Genomic DNA, 17,637 nt, shown 5'->3' on the forward strand with positions numbered 1-17,637 from the left:
GGAGCGTAGGGGTGATCATGCGACGCAGGGCAGCGTAGCGGGCGCCGAAGGCAAAGCCTTCACAGGGGGTTGGTCATGCGATGGTCATGAACGCCGGTGGGCCGGGGCGTGTACCAGGGAGGTCCGGGCGCCGGCGTCAACGTGCGCGCAGCTGGTGGCGCTTGCGCCAGGCCAGCGCCGTACCCGCCAGCGCGGGCAGCCCGATCACGGCCAGCGCGATCAGGAAGGCGGGGGAGGTGGGCGCGGAGGCGCGGGCCCCGGCGACGGCGTAGGCGGCCGTGTTCGGGATCGAGCCGAGCGCCGTGGCGACCAGGAACGGCCACGTGCGCATCCGGGAGACGGCCGCGCAGTAGTTGGCCGCCCAGAACGGCACCCCCGGGAACAGCCGGGCCGCCAGCATCGAGCGGAACCCGTGCCGGCTGAGCTGCCCGTCGGCCGCCTTCAGCCAGCGCCCGCGCAGCAGTGGCCGCAGCGCGTCCTGCCCCAGCGCCCGGCCGAGCCCGAACGCCAGCCCGGCGCCCAGCACCGTGCCCGCCAGCGCCGAGGTCAGCCCCAGCGCGGAGCCGAACAGCGCGCCCGCAGCCAGGTTGAGCAGGGGGCGCGGGACGAAGGCGACGGTGCACACCCCGTACGCCAGCGCGAAGACCCCGGCCGCCGCGAACCCGCCGAGCTGTGGCGGCCAGCCGTCGGTGAGCAGGCGCTGCGGGTCGAAGACCAGGACGGCGGTGGCCGCGGCCGCGAGCAGGGTGAGCAGCAGGGCGAGACGGAGATACGCGGACGGCCACGCGCGTACGGCGGGAGCGGCGGGGGTGACGGGTGTGAGGGGCACGGCTGGGGTCGGCCTCAGGACTACGACCGGGGGAACGGCCGTGGCGGTGCCCCCAGAGCGGGTGGTGGCATCGGGCATTCGGCGACAGTAACCGACCGGGGGGTGTGATCGGCGTATGGTCCACGGCCGTTGACGCCCCGAAGGCCGCGGAAAACCGTTCGACGTGGGACGACGCGTCCGCCATGATCTGCGTCATGTTCCGGTACGCCTTCCTCGCAGCCTCCGCCCTCGCGGACGCGCCGAAGGCTGCCGTCCTCGTCCTCGTGGCAGCCGTCGACGGCGCCCGAAGCTGACCCTCTCCGGAAAGTCCGGCGGACCCCGCGAGGGGAGGGTCGGCGGATTCCAGGGGTCCCGCGCTCTCCACGCACCACCAACACCACGAGGGACAGCCATGCCCAAGACGGCATACGTGCGCACCAAGCCGCATCTGAACATCGGCACCATGGGCCACGTCGACCACGGCAAGACCACCCTGACCGCCGCCATCACGAAGGTGCTCGCCGAGCGAGGCACCGGCACGTTCGTGCCGTTCGAGCGCATCGACCGGGCCCCGGAGGAGGCGGCGCGCGGCATCACCATCAACATCGCGCACGTCGAGTACGAGACGGACACCCGGCACTACGCCCACGTCGACATGCCCGGCCACGCGGACTACGTGAAGAACATGGTGACCGGCGCCGCCCAGCTCGACGGGGCGATCCTGGTCGTCTCCGCGCTGGACGGGATCATGCCGCAGACCGCCGAACACGTGCTGCTCGCCCGGCAGGTGGGCGTCGACCACCTCGTGGTCGCGCTCAACAAGGCCGACGCGGGGGACGAGGAGCTGGCCGACCTGGTCGAGCTCGAGGTGCGCGAACTGCTCACCGCCCAGGGCTATCCGGGCGAGTCGGTACCCGTCGTACGGGTCTCCGGGCTCAAGGCGCTCATGGGGGACCCGCGCTGGACGGCGTCCGTGGAGGCGCTGCTCGACGCGGTCGACACCTACGTGCCCATGCCGGAGCGGTACCTGGACGCGCCGTTCCTGCTGCCGGTGGAGAACGTGCTCACCATCACCGGGCGCGGGACCGTCGTCACCGGCGCGGTCGAGCGCGGCCGGCTCCGCGTGGGGGACCGGGTGGAGGTCCTGGGCGCGGGGGTGGAGAGCGTGGTGACGGGGCTGGAGACCTTCGGCAAGCCGATGCCGGAGGCGCAGGCCGGGGACAACGTGGCGGTCCTGCTGCGCGGGGTGCCGCGCGACGCGGTCCGGCGCGGGCATGTCGTCGCGGCGCCGGGCAGTGTGGTGCCGGGCCGGCGGTTCACCGCGCGGGTGTACGTGCTGGCCGGGGCCGAGGGCGGCCGCAGCAAGCCGCTGTCCACGGGGTACCGGCCGCAGTTCTACCTCCGTACGGCGGACGTGGCCGGGGAGGTCGGCCTGGGCGAGGCGGGGATCGCCCGGCCCGGCGAGACGGTGGAGATGACCGTGGAGCTGGACCGGGAGGTGCCGCTGGAGCCAGGGCTCGGGTTCGCCGTCCGCGAGGGCGGCCGGACCGTGGGAGCGGGGACGGTCACCTCGGTCGGCTGAGCGGTACGGGGTGCGCGGGGGCTCGTCCCCGCGCACCCCGGCGGACCGGCGACAATGGCCGGGTGAGCGAACCGATACCCGTGAGCAGGGCCGTCGACCACGGCACCGCCAAGCTGATGCCGGACGTCGACCGGGACCGGGCCTGGCTGCTCACCGTCGACGGGGCGCCGCAGTCCTATGTCGACCTGGACGAGCCGGAGCACCTGGAGTTCGAGTACGCGCGGCGGCTCGGCCACGCCCTCGACGTGGCGGCCGGGCCCGGCCGTGCGCTGGACGTCCTGCACCTGGGCGGGGGAGCGCTCACGCTGCCCCGGTACGTCGCCGCGACCCGGCCCGGCTCCCGGCAGGACGTGATCGAGGCCGACCGCGGCCTCCTCGGCCTGGTCACCGAACACCTCCCGCTGCCGCCCGCCTCGGGCATCACCACCCACGCCGCCGACGCACGGGCCTGGCTGGAGGCGGCCCCCGCCGACAGTGCCGACGTCGTCGTCGCGGACGTCTTCGGCGGCTCCCGAGTCCCGGCCCACCTCACCTCGCTGGACTACGCCCGACAAGCGGAACGCGTACTCCGCCCGGACGGCCTCTACCTCGCCAACCTCGCCGACGCGGCCCCCTTCACCTTCCTCCGCTCCCAACTGGCCAACTTCGCCGCCCTGTTCGAGCACCTGGCCCTGATCGCCGAGCCCGCGGTCCTGCGCGGCCGCCGCTTCGGCAACGCGATCCTCCTCGCCTCCCACGCCCCCCTGCCCACGACCCCCCTGGCCCGCCGCACAGCCGCGGACGCCTTCCCGGCGAGGGTCGAACACGGCGCCCCGCTGGGGAAGTTCATAGGCGCGTCCCGGCCCGTCGCCGACTCGGACGCCGTCCCGTCTCCCGAGCCCCCGGGCGGGGCCTTCGGCATCGGCTGACACCGCCGCGCTACTCCTCGCGTCCCAGGGCCGACAACGCGGCCAGGACCCCGGTCAGCAGGGCGGCGAGAGAGCCGGCAGTGGCCGCCCCGTCCTGTTTGCCGACCACGACCAGCAGAACGTACGCCCCCGTTGCGATGGCCGCTCGCCCACGGGGGCGCGAGGAGGAGTCCGGGATCACCGGCCGACTATGGCCGGGCGACCCCGGTGCTGCCAACCCGATTACGCGCCGGCCGTCAGCTCTCCGTGGGGTCCCCGTGCAGCCGCACCGAGGACAGGATCTTCATGATGGTCGCCGTGTCGACCTCCTCCTTGACGCCCTTGGCGCCGTAGAGGTCGAACGACACGATGTCCTGCGCGGAGTTGCGGAAGGCGAAGGAGACCGCCTTGCCGTCGCTCGCGCACTTGCCCTTCTGCGGACTGCCGGACGAACGCGCCCACGCGTAGGCGCCCTTGACGCCCGAGGACGTGGTGAAGGGCTTGGTCTTCTTGTCGTACGTGAGGCTCTTCTTGTCCGGCTGGGTGTAACCGCCGTAGACGTACCACGGCACCCGCATCACCGCGGCCTGTTCCGGGCTCTTCGCGCCGCTCTCGCCGCGCGTGCCGGCCACCGCCAGCGAGGTGTCCTCCGTACGGCCGTCCTTGTCGCTGTCGTCCGTGCACCACTTGGACTTGTAGACGGCGGGCGCGGACACCGAGGTGATCAGCTTGTCGTCGTCCGCGTGGTCCTCCATGAAGTACGAGGTGTCCGTGGACTCGAGCTGCCACTCCGGCGGCACGTCGAACGCGGTCCCGAACTTCGGGTTGACGACGACCTTCCAGCCCGCGACGACCGGCTTCTCACCCTCCCCGCCCCGCGGGTTGTCGTCCGGCGCGGACGAACTCACCGTCGGCTCGGGCGTGGGCGACTGGCTGGTCTTCTTCCCGTCCTTGGCCTCGTCGCGTCCGTCGTCCTTGGAGCCGAGGACCAGATACCCCGTCACCCCGGCGGTGACGACGACCGCGAGGGCCGACACGATGGCGACGACCTTGACCCGGTTGCTCCCGCCCGGCTTGTGCGGCGGCTGCGTCGGCGGCCCCCACTGGGGCTGCTGCCCGTACGGGTTCGGCTGCGGGTACTGCTGGTAGCCGGGCTGCTGATACGGATTCGGCTGCTGGTAACCCGGCTGCTGATACGGGTTGTCCTGCGGGTTCTGCGCGCCCCCTGGCGGCTGCTCTCCTGGCCACATGGCCTGAACCCTAATGCGCCACGGGACACGTTTCGGTCACCGTCCCTCGTCAGGGGCGTACCGAAAAGGGGTGGGACCGGGGGTGGCCAGGTCCGCTACCCGTCGGTAACATCGCGGTCATGACAGTTGAGAGCGCCTCCATGGGCGACATGCTGGCCGCCGCGGTGCCGATGGTGCGGACCCTGAACCTGGAGTTCATCGAGGTCACCCCCGAGCGCGCGGTGCTCCGGCTGCCGGACCAGTCCGAGTACCACAACCACCTGGGCGGCCCGCACGCCGGCGCGATGTTCACGCTGGCCGAGTCCGCGAGCGGGGCCATCGTGCTGACCGCCTTCGGCGAGCAGCTCTCGCGGGCCGTGCCGCTCGCGGTGCGTGCCGAGATCGACTACAAGAAGCTCGCCCTCGGCCCGGTGACCGCCACCGCCACCCTGGGCCGCCCGGCCGCCGAGGTCGTCGCGGAACTGGACGCGGGCAGCCGCCCCGAGTTCCCGGTCGCCATCACCATCCAGCGCGAGGACGGCGCCGTCTCCGGCGAGATGACCGTGGTCTGGACCCTGCGCCCGAACGGCTGACCCCGCTCACCGTGTCGCGGCGGCCGCTGCCCGCAGGGCCGCCGCCGCGCCGTGGACGACCGGCTCACCGTGCCCGAAGACCGCCGTCCGCGCGTCCAGCGCGGCCAGCCGGTGCAGCGACTCGACGGCCCGCGCGCGGTCGGTGTTGAAGACGCCCAGGGTCGTCCGCCCGACGTTGGCTACCGCGTCCCCGGTGAACAGCACCCCCGGTCCCGGCAGGTGGACGGCGATCGACCCGTCCGTGTGGCCGGGCACCGCGACCACCACCGCCCCGCCGCCGAACTCCAGCACCTCGCCGTCCTCCACCTCCCGGTCCACCCGGCACGGCGGAGCCGGGGGCAGGGCCGGGACCCCCGCCCGGATCGGGATCTCGAACTCCTCCAGCACCGGCGGCGCCCCGGCCGCCTCGCCCCGGATCACCGGCGCCTCCAGCCGGTGCGCCACCACCTCGGCCCCGTACCGGGCGGCGAGACCGGCCGCCGAACCGGTGTGGTCCTCGTGCCAGTGCGTGAGCACGATCCGCCGCAGCTCGCCGTCGAGCACCTCCTCGATCTCCGCCGCGGCCCCCGCCGTCCCGGAGTCGATCAGCGTCAGCCCGTCACCGTCCCGCCACAGGTAGGCCGCCCCCACCGGGAAGCGGAGCATGCGCAGACGGGGCAGTACCTCGATCAGGTCCATGCCCCCAGCCTGCGCGCCCGGCCGCGCGGCCACGCGCCCGTTCGCCACGAGCTCAGCGGCCGTGCCCGCCGGCGGTGCGCGGCGACCGGGTAGCCTTCCGGAGGGGGTGCGCCGACCGGGCGCGCCCAGCGGGGTACGACAGCGACCGGGAGGAACCGCGGTGCACGTGCAGGAATGGCTGGACTCGGTGCCCGCCGTCGCCGTCTACGCCCTGGTGGGCCTGGTGATCGGGCTGGAGAGCCTCGGCATCCCGCTGCCCGGCGAGATCGTCCTCGTCTCGGCCGCGCTGATGTCCTCCCAGCACACCGGGGTCGACCCGTTCGTGCTCGGCGCCTGCGCCACGGCCGGCGCGGTGATCGGCGACTCCATCGGCTACGCGATCGGCCGCAAGGGCGGCCGCCCGCTGCTGACCTGGCTGGGGCGGAAGTTCCCGCGCCACTTCGGCGAGGCGCATGTCGCCACCGCCGAGCGGTCGTTCGAGAAGTGGGGCATGTGGGCGGTCTTCTTCGGCCGCTTCATCGCCCTGCTCCGCATCTTCGCCGGGCCCCTCGCGGGCGTCCTGCGCATGCCGTACTGGAAGTTCCTGATCGCCAACGTGCTCGGCGGTGTCGTCTGGGCGGGCGGCACCACGGCCGTCGTCTACTACGTCGGCATGGTCGCCGAGGACTGGCTCAAGCGGTTCTCCTGGGTGGCGCTGGCCGCCGCGATCGTCGTCGGCCTCGGCTCCTTCGTGGTCATGAAGCGCCGCTCGCAGCGCAAGGAGTCCGCGGACGAGGCCCCCGAGGCCGAGCCGGTCGGCGCCGACCAGGCGTAGAGGCCCGCCCCGGCCCCCTCCTACTCGTGCACGGCCCGGTGTGTCTTCGCCAGGTCCGCGTACAGCGTGCCGTTCAGGGTGACGCCCTGCCGCTCCTCCTCCGACAGCTCCCGGCGGACCTTCGCCGGGACCCCCGCCACCAGTGAACCGGGCGGCACGACCATGCCCTGCGGGACGAGGGCCTGGGCGGCCACCAGGGACCCGGCGCCGATCACCGCGCCGTTCAGCACGGTCGCGCCCATGCCGATCAGGCAGTCGTCCTCGACCGTGGCGCCGTGCACCACCGCGTTGTGGCCGACGGAGACGCGCTCGCCGATCGTCAGCGGGAAGCCGGGGTCGGCGTGCAGGGTGGCGTTGTCCTGGATGTTGGCGTCCGCGCCCACGGTGATCCGCTCCACGTCACCGCGCACCACGGCCCCGTACCAGACGCTCGCGCCCGTCCGCAGCGTCACGTCGCCGATCACCGTGGCGTTGGGGGCGACGAACGCCTCCGGGTCGATCGCCGGTTCCCTGCCGCCGATGCCCACGATCAGGGCCTTGTGCGTCATCCGTGTCCACCGTCTCTCTGCCGGGCGAAAAATCGGGCCGGACCGCGCCGGGCGGTCCCCCGCGCACGGTAGGGCATCGCGGGCCCGGCCCGATGGGGTGAAGATCACAGGCGCCCGGGGCCTCGCGGTGAGTGACCGCTGAGTAACGTGGGCGGGTGCCGAAGCCCGAGAACACGTTCACCTCCTGGCGGCAGGGGCTCGCCCAGCGTGCCGTCCATGCCGCGTGGGGCTGGGCGCAGCGCCGGGGCGCGGTCACCGCCGGGCATCCGGGCCGCTTCCGGTTCGGTGCCATCGGCGAGGCCACCCGGCTCGCCTTCCCGCTCGGCACGGTCTTCGGCGAGCCCTGGATCACCCTCGGCTCGCACTGCATCATCGCCGAACAGGTCACCCTCACCGCCGGTCTCATGCCCGACCTCGACCTCGGCCCCGACCCGATCCTGCGCATCGGGGACGGCGTGGTCCTCGGCCGGGGCAGCCACGTCATCGCGGACACCACGGTCACCATCGGCCGCGACTGCTACTTCGGCCCGTACGTCTACGTCACCTCCACCAACCACTCCTACGACGACCCGCACGAGCCCATCGGCCGCCAGTGGCCCCGGATGGAGCCCGTGGAGATCGGCCCCGGCTGCTGGATCGGCACCGGCGCGGTGATCCTGCCCGGCGCCCGGATCGGCCGGAACGTGGTGGTCGCGGCCGGCGCGGTGGTGCGCGGCACGGTCCCCGACCACGCCGTGGTCGCCGGGGCGCCCGCCCGTGTCGTACGGCGGTGGACGCCCGAGGAGGGCTGGCAGCCCCCGCTGCGCACCCCCGCCCCGGTGCCGCCCCCGGCCGGCGTCACCGGCGCGCAACTGGGGGCGCTGGCGGCACTGGACGAGGAGCAGGTGGAGCAGCTCGCCCAGCTGGACGCGGAGGGCTGAGCGGGCGGGCGCGTGCTCCGTACCGGACCGCGCAGTACAGTGCCGTGCACGGCCGGGTGCGGCGCGCCGCCGTCCCGTGCACCCGATCCGGTCATTCCCTCCCGTGACCGACGAGGCCCTCGTGACCTCGGTGGCTCCCGATGCGATCTGCAATGGACGTGATGTGGCGGACCTCGACCTGCTGACCCGGTCCCTGGCGCGCAACGTCCGCCGCTGGCGCACCGAGCGCGGCTTCACGCTGGACACGCTGGCCGCCCGCGCCGGGGTCAGCCGGGGCATGCTGATCCAGATCGAGCAGGCCCGCACCAACCCCAGCATCGGTACCGTCGTCAAGATCGGCGACGCGCTCGGGATCAGCGTCACCACGCTGCTCGACTACGAGCAGGGGCCGCGCGTCCGGGTCGTCCCGGCCGACCAGGCGGTCCGCCTCTGGCACACCGAGGGCGGCAGTTGGAACCGGCTGCTGGCCGGCACCGAGGCGCCCGGCCCGCTGGAGCTGTGGGACTGGAACCTGATGCCGGGCGAGCACAGCAGCGCCGACCCGCACCCCTCCGGCACGGTGGAGCTGGTCCACGTCACCTCCGGTGAGCTCACCCTGGAGGTCGACGGGGTCCGGCACGCGGTCCCGGCCGGGGCGAGCGCCACCTTCGAGGCCGACACCCCGCACACCTACGGCAACGAGGGCGACGTACCGATGCGGATGGTGATGGCGGTCTCGGTGCCCCCGGTGCGCTGAGGGCCGCCCCCGCGACGGCTGTTACGGTGCCGCCATGCGCGCCCCCATCGGAGACTTCGACCACGCCACCCCCGCCCCCGACGCCCTGGCCGAGCTGACCGCACCGGTCGCCGAGGCGGTGCGGAACTGGCGGGGGACCGTCCCCGCCGAGCAGATCCTGTACGTCGACACCGACCCGGACCTCGCGGACACGGGCGTCTTCGTCCAGCACTACGGCGCCGACCTGCCCGACCTGAGCGCCAACTGCGTGGTGGTCGCGGGCAAGCGCGGCGGCGAGACCACGCTCGCCGCCTGCCTGGTGCTGTCCCGGACCAAGGTCGACGTCAACGGCACGGTGCGCCGCCGACTCGGCGCCCGCAAGGCCTCGTTCGCCCCGATGGACCTGGCGACCGGCGAGACCGGCATGGAGTACGGCGGCATCACCCCGCTCGGACTCCCCGCCGCCTGGCCGGTGCTGGTCGACCCCGCCGTGCTGGACCTGTCCTACGTCCTGGTCGGCAGCGGCCGCCGGCGCGGCAAACTCCTGGTGCCGGGCAAGGCGTTCGCGGAGATCCCCGGCGCGGTCGTGACCGAGGGGCTGGGCGTCTAGCCGAGGCGCGGGATCTCGATCGCCGGGCAGGCGTCCATCACCATCTCCAGGCCCGCCGCCCGCGTCCGCTCGTACGCCGCCTCGTCCACCACGCCGAGCTGGAACCAGACCGCGCGGGCGCCCTTGGCCACCGCCTCGTCGGCGATCTGGCCGGCCAGCTCGCTGTTGACGAACACGTCGACCACGTCCACGTCGAACGGGATGTCGGCGAGGCTCGCGTACCCCTGCTCGCCCCCGACCGGCTCGGCCTTCGGGTGCACCGGCACCACCCGTTTCCCGTACCGGCGCAGCACCTCGGCGACCCCGTGGGCGGCCCGGTTCCGGTTGTCGGAGAGGCCGACCACCGCCCAGGTGTCACCCAGACCGGTCAGGATGGTGCGGATCGTCGCCTCGTCGCCGTACACGGCGGCCTCCTCCACGCGCGGGAACTGTGCCGTGGGGGACAACAGCGGGCGACGCACGCCGATTCCCCCGCTTGCCCGCCACGCTGTCCGGAATCGGCACAAGGTGCTGCGTCCGGGCGTCGGCGCGCCTACGCTCGCTGCGTGCTGCGCATCCTCGACGCCCGGACCGGTGAGTCCGTCCCCGCCACCCCCGCCCGCCGGGGCCTGACCCGAGTGGAGGCCCACGCGGGCGGCCTCGACCTGACGGCGCTGCGGGTGCTGCTCACCGCCGACCTCCTCGTCCGCGCCCTGGAGCTGGGCGGCACCCCCGTCTGGACCATGCTCACCGCACCCCGTGAACAGGCCGAACTCGGCACCGCGGGGACGGTGTTGAGCATCCGCCCCTTCGAGGACAGCCGGGACGTCGCGTCGGGCCTGGGGGAGGCCCAGGTGGTGCATGTGCGGGCCGCGGCCGAGGAACCGCCCGCTGCCGGAGTGGTGGTGGCCGTCGCCGCGGCCGGCTGGGACGGGGGCGGTGAGGACGTGCAGGAACTTCTGACCGACCCCGGTGCCCTGCGCCTGGCCTTGCTCTCGGTCCCGCGCGACGAGCCCGCCGCACTGGACGCGGGCGCGCTGGAGGAGGCCGCGCGGACCGCCGCCGCCTGGCGGACCGGCGTGGCCCGCTGGGCGAACCAGCCCTCGCGGCCGGTGCCGGACGAGGTGCGGGCCCGGCTGCGCGCGGCCTGGGAGGACGACCTCGACCTGCCCGGCGTCCTCGCGGTGCTCCGGGACGTGGCGAGCGCCCCGGACCTCCCCGACGGCGCTCGCTTCGAGACCTTCCTCTACGCCGACCGCCTCCTCGCCCTCGACCTCGCGGGGGAGCTGGGCAACCCCGGCTGAGTGCTCAGCCGACGTGTACCCAGGGCCTGCGCTCCGGGTCCGGTTCCGCGCGGCGCAGTACCTCGCGGGTGACCGGTGCCGCCTCGCCGTTGCCGAAGACCAGGAACTGGAGCAGGTGGCCGATCGGGTTGCCCTCGGTCCAGTTGAAGTAGACGTGCGGCACCTCGCCGGTGCGGTCGCGCAGGGCGAGCAGGACGGCCGCGATGGTGTTGGGCACCGTCGGCCCGTCCGCGCGCAGCCGCCGTACGCCGTGCTTCTCGTCGCCGTGGACGGTGATCTCGGCGGTGAAGTCGGAGGAGTCCCGGACGAACACCTCCAGGAACACCACCGAGGCGCCCTTGGGCAGCCGGGTGTGCTGGCGCTGCTCGCGCTCCTTCTCCCGGTACTCCCGCCTGCTGTGCTCCTGCGGCTCGTTGGCGATGAGCTGGAGCGGGCCGTGCTCGGCGGCCTCGTCGATGATGCGGAGCGCGGCCTCGTCGAACACCACGTCGGTGGCGCGGAGTTCGAAGGCGCGGTGCACGCGGGAGCCGAACGAGGTCAGCATGATCAGCACGATGAAGATGGACGCGATCTTGATGCCGTCGGGCCGCTCGATCACGTTGGCGACCAGGGTGTAGGCGAAGACGACGGTGATCGTGCCGAAGCCGAGGGTGGCCGCCCGGTGCCCGCGCCGGTGCACCGCCACCGTGGAGGCGAAGGCCGCCGAGAGCATCAGCACCAGCACGCCGGTCGCGTACGCCCCGCTCTGCGCGTCCACGCTCGCGTGGAACCACAGGGTGATCAGCACGGCCGCCACCAGGAACACCAGCACCAGGGGCCGCACCGCGCGCGTCCACTCCGGTGCCATGCCGTAGCGCGGCAGATAGCGCGGGACCAGGTTGAGCAGTCCGGCCATCGCGGAGGCGCCCGCGAACCACAGGATGGTGATGGTCGACAGGTCGTACACCGTGCCGAAGATCTCGCCGAGGTACTGGTGGGCGAGGTAGGCGAGGGCACGGCCGTTGGCCGGGCCCCCGGTCCGGAAGTCCTTCTCGGGGATCAGGATCGTCGTCGCCAGACTGGAGAGCAGCAGCAGGCAGCTCATGATCAGCGCGGCGGTGGTGAGCAGCTTGCGGGCGCCGCGGATACGGCCCGCCGGGTTCTCGGGGGTGTCCTGGGCACCGCCCTTGATCTGGGGCATCACCGCCACGCCGGTCTCGAAGCCGGACATGCCGAGCGCGAGCTTGGGGAAGACCAGCAGGGCCACGCCGACCATGGCGAGCGGGGAGGAGTGCTCCGCCGTCATCAGGTGCGTCCAGTCCTCGATCCGCACCGGGTGGGTGAGGACCTGGTAGGCGCAGACGGCGAGGACCACGACATTGAGCGCAAGGTACGTGGCGACCAGGACGACGGCGATCCCGATGGCCTCCTGGAAGCCCTTCAGGAAGACCGCGCCGAGCAGCCCGAGCAGGACCAGGGTGATCCAGACACCCGCGCCCTCGGTCCAGTGCGGCGCGAACGGGTTCTCCATCACATGGGCCGCCGCGTCCGCCGAGGACAGCGTCATGGTGATCATGAAGTCGGTGGCGGCGAACCCCAGCAGCACCAGGACCAGGATCTTCCCCGACCACCAGGACAGCAGGCGCTCCAGCATGGCGATCGAGCCCTCGCCGTGCGGGCTCTCCCGCGCCACCCTGCGGTACACCGGGAGCGCGCCGAACAGGGTGAGGGCGATCAGCACCAGGGTGGCCAGCGGGGAGAGGGCCCCGGCCGCGAGGGCGGCGATGCCGGGCTGGTAGCCGAGGGTGGAGAAGTAGTCGACGCCGGTCAGGCACATCACCCGCCACCAGGGGTGGCCCTCGTGCTCCTGGTGCGGGGTGCGGTGCGGCCCCGGGTGCCGGGCGGTCCGCTCGCTCAGGCCCTCCAGCAGCCAGCCTCGGAAGCGGGCCCGCACCGAGTCCGGGGCGGGTCCGCCGGGCTCCGCGGGCTGCACGGGGACGCTGGTCATACGCTGCTGCCTCCTCACCCGCGGCCCACCGTGCGGGCCGCCTGATCGCTGAGCGCGTCTGCCCCGCATCCTCCCCCGCACACCGGCGGCCGGGAGACGCGGCGCTCCGCATAGGCTGGCACGATGCAGGACGAGTACCGCACAGTGGCCCGCGCGGGTGTGCACGAGACCGAGATCAACCGCTCCCGCTTCCTGTGCGCGCTCGCCCCGGCCGCCACCGAGCGGGAGGCGCAGGAGTTCATCGCCGGGGTCCGCAAGGAGCACGCCGACGCCACGCACAACTGCTGGGCGTACGTCATCGGCGCCGACGCCTCCACCCAGAAGGCCAGCGACGACGGCGAGCCCGGCGGCACGGCCGGTGTGCCCATGCTCCAGATGCTGCTGCGCCGCGACATGCGGTTCGTCGTCGCCGTCGTCACCCGGTACTACGGCGGGGTGAAGCTCGGCGCGGGCGGACTGATCCGCGCCTACGGCGGCTCGGTCGGCGAGGCGCTGGACGCCGTCGGCACCCGCACCCGGCGCCGCTACCGGCTGGCCACGGTGACCGTCGACCACCAGCGCGCGGGCAAGGTGCAGAACGACCTGCGCGGCACCGGCCGCGAGGTCCGCGACGTCCGCTACGGCGAGGCGGTCGCCATCGACATCGCCCTCCCGGACGCCGACGTCGACGCCTTCCGGGGCTGGCTCGCGGACGCCACGGCGGGATCGGCCGGCCTGGAGCTGGGCGGCGAGGCGTACGGGGACGCCTGATCCGGGCCAATCGGGCATAACACTCAAATCCGATGCGACCGGGGCGCGTTGTCCGACCCTGCCGTTAGTCTCGGGGTCCATGAGACTCCTGCACACCTCCGACTGGCATCTCGGCCGGGCCTTCCACCGGGTGAGCATGCTCGGCGCCCAGGCCGAGTTCATCGGTCACCTCGTCGCCACCGTGCGCGAGAAGGCCGTGGACGCCGTCGTGGTGTCGGGAGACGTGTACGACCGCGCGGTGCCCCCGCTGGCCGCGGTCGAGCTGTTCGACGACGCCCTGCACCGGCTCGCCGGGCTGGGCGTGCCCACCGTGATGATCTCCGGCAACCACGACTCGGCCCGCCGCCTCGGTGTCGGCGCCGGACTCATCGACCGCGCGGGCATCCACCTGCGCACCGACCCGGCCGCCGCCGGCACCCCGGTCGTCCTCGCCGACGCCCACGGCGACGTCGCCTTCTACGGGTTGCCCTACCTCGAACCCGCCCTGGTGAAAGACGAGTTCGGCGTACCGAGGGCCGGACACGAGACCGTGCTCGCCGCCGCCATGGACCGGGTGCGCGCCGACCTCGCCGGCCGTGCCCCGGGCACCCGCTCCGTCGTCCTCGCCCACGCCTTCGTCACCGGCGGCGAGACCAGCGACAGCGAACGGGACATCACCGTCGGCGGAGTGGCCGCCGTACCCGCCGGGGTCTTCGCCGGCGTCGACTACGTCGCCCTCGGCCATCTGCACGGCTGCCAACGGATCAGTGAGCGCGTCCGCTACTCAGGCTCCCCGCTCGCCTACTCCTTCTCCGAGGCCGACCACCGCAAGAGCATGTGGCTCGTCGACCTGGACGCCGGGGGTGCCGTGACCGCCGAGCGCCTCGACTGCCCGGTGCCGCGCCCGCTGGCCCGCCTGCGGGGCACGCTGGAGGAGCTGCTCGACGACCCCGCGCTGAGCCGCCACGAGGACGCCTGGGTGGAGGCCACCCTCACCGACGCCGTCCGGCCCGCCGACCCCATGGCCCGCATCGCCGCCCGCTTCCCGCACACCCTCAGCCTCGTCTTCGCCCCCGACCGCGCCCCGGACGACCCGGCCGTGTCCTACGCCCGGCGCCTCGCGGGCCGCAGCGACCAGCAGATCGCGGAGGACTTCGTCGCCCATGTGCGCGGCGCCGCCCCCGACGGCCGGGAGACCGAGGTGCTGCGCGACGCCTTCGACGCCGTGCGCGCCGACGACGCGGCGCGGGAGGTCGCCCGATGAGGCTGCACCGGCTCGACATCACCGCCTTCGGGCCCTTCGGCGGCGTCCAGAGCGTCGACTTCGACGCGCTCTCCGCCGCCGGGATCTTCCTCCTGCACGGTCCGACCGGAGCCGGGAAGACCTCCGTCCTGGACGCCGTCTGCTACGCGCTCTACGGCTCCGTCCCCGGCGCCCGCCAGGGCGGCCAGGGCACCCACCTGCGCAGCGACCACGCCGAACCGGCCATCCGCACCGAGGTCCGGCTCGAACTCACCGTCGCCGGACGCCGGTTGGAGGTCACCCGGCAGCCCCCGTGGGAGCGCCCCAAGAAGCGCGGCACCGGCACCACCCTCGACAAGGCCCAGACCTGGCTGCGCGAGTACGACGCCATGCGCGGCACCTGGAAGGACCTCAGCCGCTCGCACCAGGAGATCGGCGAGGAGATCACCCAGCTCCTCGGCATGAGCCGCGAGCAGTTCTGCCAGGTCGTCCTGTTGCCCCAGGGCGACTTCGCCCGCTTCCTGCGCGCCGACGCCGAGTCACGCGGCAAGCTGCTCGGCCGCCTCTTCGACACCCAGCGCTTCGCCGACGTGGAGAAGCGGCTCGCCGAGCGCAGGCGCGCCACCGAGGCACGGGTGCGCGAGGGCGACACCGCGCTGCTCGCCGACGCCCACCGCATGCAGCAGGCGGCCGGTGACGCCATGGAGTTGCCCGAGCTCGCGCCCGGCGATCCGGGCCTCGCCGTCGCGGTGCTCGCGGCCGCGGCCGTGGCCCGCGGCACCGCCCGCGAACACCTCACCATCGCCCACTGCCGCCTCACCGCCGCCGAGTCCGCCCACACCCGGGCCCAGGACGAACTGGCCGAGGCCCGCGAACTCGCCCGCCTCCAGCACCGGTTCACCGAGGCCCAGGACCGCGCCGCCCGCCTCGCGGAGCGGGCGGGGGAGTTCGAGGAGACACGGGCCCGGATGGAGCGCGGCCGCAAGGCCGAGACCGTGGCGCCCGCGCTGGAGCTGCGCGAGGAAGCGGAGAACGCGCACCGCAGGGCCACCCTGGCCGAGGCGGGGGCCCGGCGCGCGCTGCCGGAGGAGCATGCCGACTCCGGCGCCCCGGGCCTCGCGGTCGCCGCCCGCCGCGCCGCCGAGGAGCTGGGCTCCCTCGCCTCCGCCCGGCGCGCCGAGCACCGGCTCACCGAACTGCTCGCCGAGCGCGCCGGGCTCGACCGTGAGGAGCGCGCGGACGAGGACACCGCGCGCGAGGCGGACGCCTGGCTCGACGGCTGGGAGGCCGCCCGCACGGCTCTCCAGGCCCGCATCGACGCGGCGCGGGAGGCCGCCTCCCGTGCCGAGTCACTCGCCGCCCGGCGCGACCCCGCCCGGCGGCGGCTCGACGCGGCCCGCCGCCGCGACCGGCTGACCTCGGACGCCGCGGCCGCCGAGCGCCAGGCGCTGGACTCCGGGCAGCGCGCGCAGAAGCTGCGCGGAGACTGGCTCGACCTCCGGGAACAGCGCCTGACCGGCATCGCCGCAGAGCTGGCCGCCCACCTCACCGACGGCGCCCCCTGTGCCGTCTGCGGGGCCACCGAGCACCCCGCCCCGGCCCGCAAGGACGCCGGACACGTCGACCGCGAGGCCGAACAGCACGCCTCCGACGCGCACCAGGAGGCCGAGCGGGAGCACGTCGAGCACGAGCGCCGCAGCACCGAACTGCATGCCGCGCTCGACGCCGTCACCGCCGAGGCCGGGGAGACGCCCGCCGACCGGATCGCCGCCGAAGTCGCAGAGCTGGAGCGGGAGTTCGAGCAGGCGCGGCAGGACGCCTCCGCCCTGCACGCCGCTCACGAGGAGCTGCGCCGGGCCGAGGCGGAGCGCGAGCAGCGGCTCCAGGCCCGCCAGCGGTCCGCCGTACGGGCCGCCGCCCGGCTCACCCGGCGCGACACCCTCGACCGCGAACAGGCCACCCTCCAGGACGAGTTGACGCGCGCACGCGGAGCCGCCGAGACCGTCGCCGCCCGCGCCGCCCAACTGGAGCGGCTCGCGGCCGTGCTCACCGAGGCCGCCGACGCCGCCCGGACGGCCGAGGAGGCGGCCGTGCGCCTGAAGGACGCCGACGCCCGCCTCGCCGACGCCGCCTATCGCGCCGGGTTCGACACCCCCCGCGCGGCGGCCGGGGCCCTGCTGGACCCCGCCACCCACCGCGCCCTCCAACACCGGCTGGACGAACGGCAGTCGGAGGAGTCGGCCGTACGCGCCGTCCTCGCCGAGCCCGAGACGGCGGCCGCCGCCGAGCGGGCCCCCGCCGACCTCCTCGCGACGGAAGAGCGCGCGGCCGAGGCCGAGCGGCGCCTGCGGGAAGCCGCCTCCGCCCGTGACGAGGCCGCCCGCCGCACCACCGAGCTGGACCGGCTCTCCGCCCGCGCGGAGGACGGCGCCCGGCGCCTCGCCCCGCTGCGCGAGGAGTACGACCGGGTGGCCCGGCTCGCCGCCCTCGCGGCCGGCACCAGCGCGGACAACGAACGCCGGATGCGCCTGGAGTCGTACGTCCTGGCCGCCCGCCTCGAACAGGTCGCCGCCGCCGCGACCGCGCGCCTGAGGCTGATGTCCGCCGGGCGCTACACCCTCGTCCACTCCGACGACCGCAGCGGACGCGGGCGCAGCGGGCTCGGGCTGCACGTCGTGGACGCGTGGACCGGACGGGAGCGGGACACCGCGACCCTGTCCGGCGGCGAGACCTTCTTCGCCTCGCTCGCGCTCGCCCTGGGCCTCGCCGACGTGGTCACCGACGAGGCGGGCGGGGTCCGGCTCGACACCCTCTTCATCGACGAGGGCTTCGGCAGCCTGGACGACCAGACGCTCGACGAGGTCCTCGACGTGCTGGACTCGCTGCGCGAACGCGACCGCAGCGTCGGCATCGTCAGCCACGTCGGCGACCTGCGCCGCCGCATCCACGCCCAGTTGGAGGTCGTCAAGGACCGGACCGGGTCGTCGCTGCGCCCGCGCGGGATCTGACCG

18 protein-coding genes are annotated in these 17,637 nt (G+C 74.3%); 11 read left to right on the top strand and 7 right to left on the bottom strand.

All coding sequences use genetic code 11. The annotated features are described in order from the left end of the window. Positions 1–136: 136 nt before the first annotated feature. Positions 137–907 carry a TVP38/TMEM64 family protein gene (locus tag EV284_RS16700; protein WP_130334890.1) on the bottom strand — a complete coding sequence of 257 codons (771 nt, stop codon included), beginning with the start codon at positions 905–907 and terminating at the stop codon, positions 137–139. 313 nt (positions 908–1,220) lie between these two features. On the opposite strand from EV284_RS16700, the gene tuf reads away from it, so the two are divergent. Together tuf and EV284_RS16710 are read left to right on the top strand one after the other, a co-directional pair. Continuing rightward, the gene (gene tuf, locus EV284_RS16705; RefSeq protein ID WP_130334892.1) at positions 1,221–2,390 is read left to right on the top strand and encodes an elongation factor Tu; all 1,170 of its coding nucleotides are present in this window, start codon (positions 1,221–1,223) and stop codon (positions 2,388–2,390) included. A 62-nt stretch (positions 2,391–2,452) separates the two neighbouring features. Continuing rightward, entirely contained in the window at positions 2,453–3,298 is an 846-nt protein-coding gene (locus EV284_RS16710; RefSeq protein WP_130334894.1) for a fused MFS/spermidine synthase, read from the top strand. Positions 3,299–3,308: 10 nt separating this feature from the next. Here EV284_RS16710 and EV284_RS32705 read toward each other — a convergent pair whose 3' ends face one another. Beyond that, a complete protein-coding gene (locus EV284_RS32705) occupies positions 3,309–3,479 on the bottom strand; it encodes a hypothetical protein (protein WP_165425553.1) in 171 nt (56 codons plus the stop codon). Between the two features lie 55 nt (positions 3,480–3,534). Then, on the bottom strand, positions 3,535–4,527 hold the full coding sequence (locus EV284_RS16715; RefSeq protein ID WP_130334896.1) for a hypothetical protein: 993 nt from the start codon (positions 4,525–4,527) through the stop codon (positions 3,535–3,537). 119 nt (positions 4,528–4,646) lie between these two features. On the opposite strand from EV284_RS16715, the gene EV284_RS16720 reads away from it, so the two are divergent. Further along, on the top strand, positions 4,647–5,099 hold the full coding sequence (locus EV284_RS16720; protein ID WP_030808882.1) for a DUF4442 domain-containing protein: 453 nt from the start codon (positions 4,647–4,649) through the stop codon (positions 5,097–5,099). A gap of 6 nt (positions 5,100–5,105) precedes the next feature. On the opposite strand, the gene EV284_RS16725 is transcribed toward EV284_RS16720, so the two are convergent. Continuing rightward, positions 5,106–5,777 carry an MBL fold metallo-hydrolase gene (locus EV284_RS16725; RefSeq protein WP_130334898.1) on the bottom strand — a complete coding sequence of 224 codons (672 nt, stop codon included), beginning with the start codon at positions 5,775–5,777 and terminating at the stop codon, positions 5,106–5,108. A 160-nt stretch (positions 5,778–5,937) separates the two neighbouring features. Here EV284_RS16725 and EV284_RS16730 point away from each other — a divergent pair, with 160 nt between their 5' ends. After that, positions 5,938–6,591: a DedA family protein gene (locus EV284_RS16730; RefSeq protein WP_130334900.1), complete on the top strand. Its 654-nt coding sequence runs from the start codon at positions 5,938–5,940 to the stop codon at positions 6,589–6,591. A gap of 20 nt (positions 6,592–6,611) precedes the next feature. Here EV284_RS16730 and EV284_RS16735 read toward each other — a convergent pair whose 3' ends face one another. After that, a complete protein-coding gene (locus EV284_RS16735; protein WP_130334902.1) occupies positions 6,612–7,139 on the bottom strand; it encodes a gamma carbonic anhydrase family protein in 528 nt (175 codons plus the stop codon). Positions 7,140–7,294: 155 nt separating this feature from the next. On the opposite strand from EV284_RS16735, the gene EV284_RS16740 reads away from it, so the two are divergent. The 3 genes from EV284_RS16740 to EV284_RS16750 all read left to right on the top strand — a co-directional run bounded on the left by EV284_RS16740 (position 7,295) and on the right by EV284_RS16750 (position 9,384). Then, entirely contained in the window at positions 7,295–8,059 is a 765-nt protein-coding gene (locus EV284_RS16740; RefSeq protein ID WP_130334905.1) for an acyltransferase, read from the top strand. 163 nt (positions 8,060–8,222) lie between these two features. Further along, positions 8,223–8,795 (top strand): XRE family transcriptional regulator, encoded by a 573-nt coding sequence (locus tag EV284_RS16745; protein ID WP_130336368.1) that lies wholly within the window; start codon positions 8,223–8,225, stop codon positions 8,793–8,795. 34 nt (positions 8,796–8,829) lie between these two features. After that, positions 8,830–9,384 carry a YbaK/EbsC family protein gene (locus EV284_RS16750; RefSeq protein ID WP_130334907.1) on the top strand — a complete coding sequence of 185 codons (555 nt, stop codon included), beginning with the start codon at positions 8,830–8,832 and terminating at the stop codon, positions 9,382–9,384. Here the strand turns inward: EV284_RS16750 and EV284_RS16755 are convergent. After that, entirely contained in the window at positions 9,381–9,788 is a 408-nt protein-coding gene (locus EV284_RS16755; RefSeq protein ID WP_130336370.1) for a CoA-binding protein, read from the bottom strand. The two genes, EV284_RS16750 and EV284_RS16755, sit on opposite strands and share 4 nt — an antisense overlap. 141 nt (positions 9,789–9,929) lie before the next feature. On the opposite strand from EV284_RS16755, the gene EV284_RS16760 reads away from it, so the two are divergent. Further along, positions 9,930–10,667 (top strand): hypothetical protein, encoded by a 738-nt coding sequence (locus EV284_RS16760; RefSeq protein WP_130334909.1) that lies wholly within the window; start codon positions 9,930–9,932, stop codon positions 10,665–10,667. Positions 10,668–10,671: 4 nt separating this feature from the next. On the opposite strand, the gene EV284_RS16765 is transcribed toward EV284_RS16760, so the two are convergent. After that, complete coding sequence (locus EV284_RS16765) at positions 10,672–12,654, bottom strand: amino acid transporter (RefSeq protein WP_242625710.1); 1,983 nt, start codon at positions 12,652–12,654, stop codon at positions 10,672–10,674. A gap of 123 nt (positions 12,655–12,777) precedes the next feature. On the opposite strand from EV284_RS16765, the gene EV284_RS16770 reads away from it, so the two are divergent. The 3 genes from EV284_RS16770 to EV284_RS16780 all read left to right on the top strand — a co-directional run bounded on the left by EV284_RS16770 (position 12,778) and on the right by EV284_RS16780 (position 17,634). After that, a complete protein-coding gene (locus EV284_RS16770) occupies positions 12,778–13,404 on the top strand; it encodes a YigZ family protein (protein ID WP_130334911.1) in 627 nt (208 codons plus the stop codon). Positions 13,405–13,483: 79 nt separating this feature from the next. Then, positions 13,484–14,647, top strand: coding sequence for an exonuclease SbcCD subunit D (locus tag EV284_RS16775; protein ID WP_130334913.1), 1,164 nt, complete (start codon positions 13,484–13,486; stop codon positions 14,645–14,647). Continuing rightward, entirely contained in the window at positions 14,644–17,634 is a 2,991-nt protein-coding gene (locus EV284_RS16780; protein ID WP_130334915.1) for an SMC family ATPase, read from the top strand. Before EV284_RS16775 ends, EV284_RS16780 begins: the two co-directional genes overlap by 4 nt. The last annotated feature ends 3 nt before the right edge of the window (positions 17,635–17,637 follow it).

Origin of the sequence: Streptomyces sp. BK022 (assembly GCF_004217355.1) — a bacterium.
GTDB lineage: Bacteria > Actinomycetota > Actinomycetes > Streptomycetales > Streptomycetaceae > Streptomyces > Streptomyces griseoluteus.

Excerpts from the sequence above, each read along its gene's own strand:
- EV284_RS16725 (WP_130334898.1), bottom strand. The coding sequence starts at position 5,777 with ATGGACCTGATCGAGGTACTGCCCCGTCTGCGCATGCTCCGCTTCCCG.
- EV284_RS16765 (WP_242625710.1), bottom strand. The coding sequence starts at position 12,654 with ATGACCAGCGTCCCCGTGCAGCCCGCGGAGCCCGGCGGACCCGCCCCG.
- EV284_RS16770 (WP_130334911.1), top strand. The coding sequence starts at position 12,778 with ATGCAGGACGAGTACCGCACAGTGGCCCGCGCGGGTGTGCACGAGACC.
- EV284_RS16750 (WP_130334907.1), top strand. The coding sequence starts at position 8,830 with ATGCGCGCCCCCATCGGAGACTTCGACCACGCCACCCCCGCCCCCGAC.
- tuf (WP_130334892.1), top strand. The coding sequence starts at position 1,221 with ATGCCCAAGACGGCATACGTGCGCACCAAGCCGCATCTGAACATCGGC.
- EV284_RS16775 (WP_130334913.1), top strand. The coding sequence starts at position 13,484 with ATGAGACTCCTGCACACCTCCGACTGGCATCTCGGCCGGGCCTTCCAC.
- EV284_RS16715 (WP_130334896.1), bottom strand. The coding sequence starts at position 4,527 with ATGTGGCCAGGAGAGCAGCCGCCAGGGGGCGCGCAGAACCCGCAGGAC.
- EV284_RS16735 (WP_130334902.1), bottom strand. The coding sequence starts at position 7,139 with ATGACGCACAAGGCCCTGATCGTGGGCATCGGCGGCAGGGAACCGGCG.
- EV284_RS16780 (WP_130334915.1), top strand. The coding sequence starts at position 14,644 with ATGAGGCTGCACCGGCTCGACATCACCGCCTTCGGGCCCTTCGGCGGC.
- EV284_RS16720 (WP_030808882.1), top strand. The coding sequence starts at position 4,647 with ATGACAGTTGAGAGCGCCTCCATGGGCGACATGCTGGCCGCCGCGGTG.
- EV284_RS16700 (WP_130334890.1), bottom strand. The coding sequence starts at position 907 with ATGCCCGATGCCACCACCCGCTCTGGGGGCACCGCCACGGCCGTTCCC.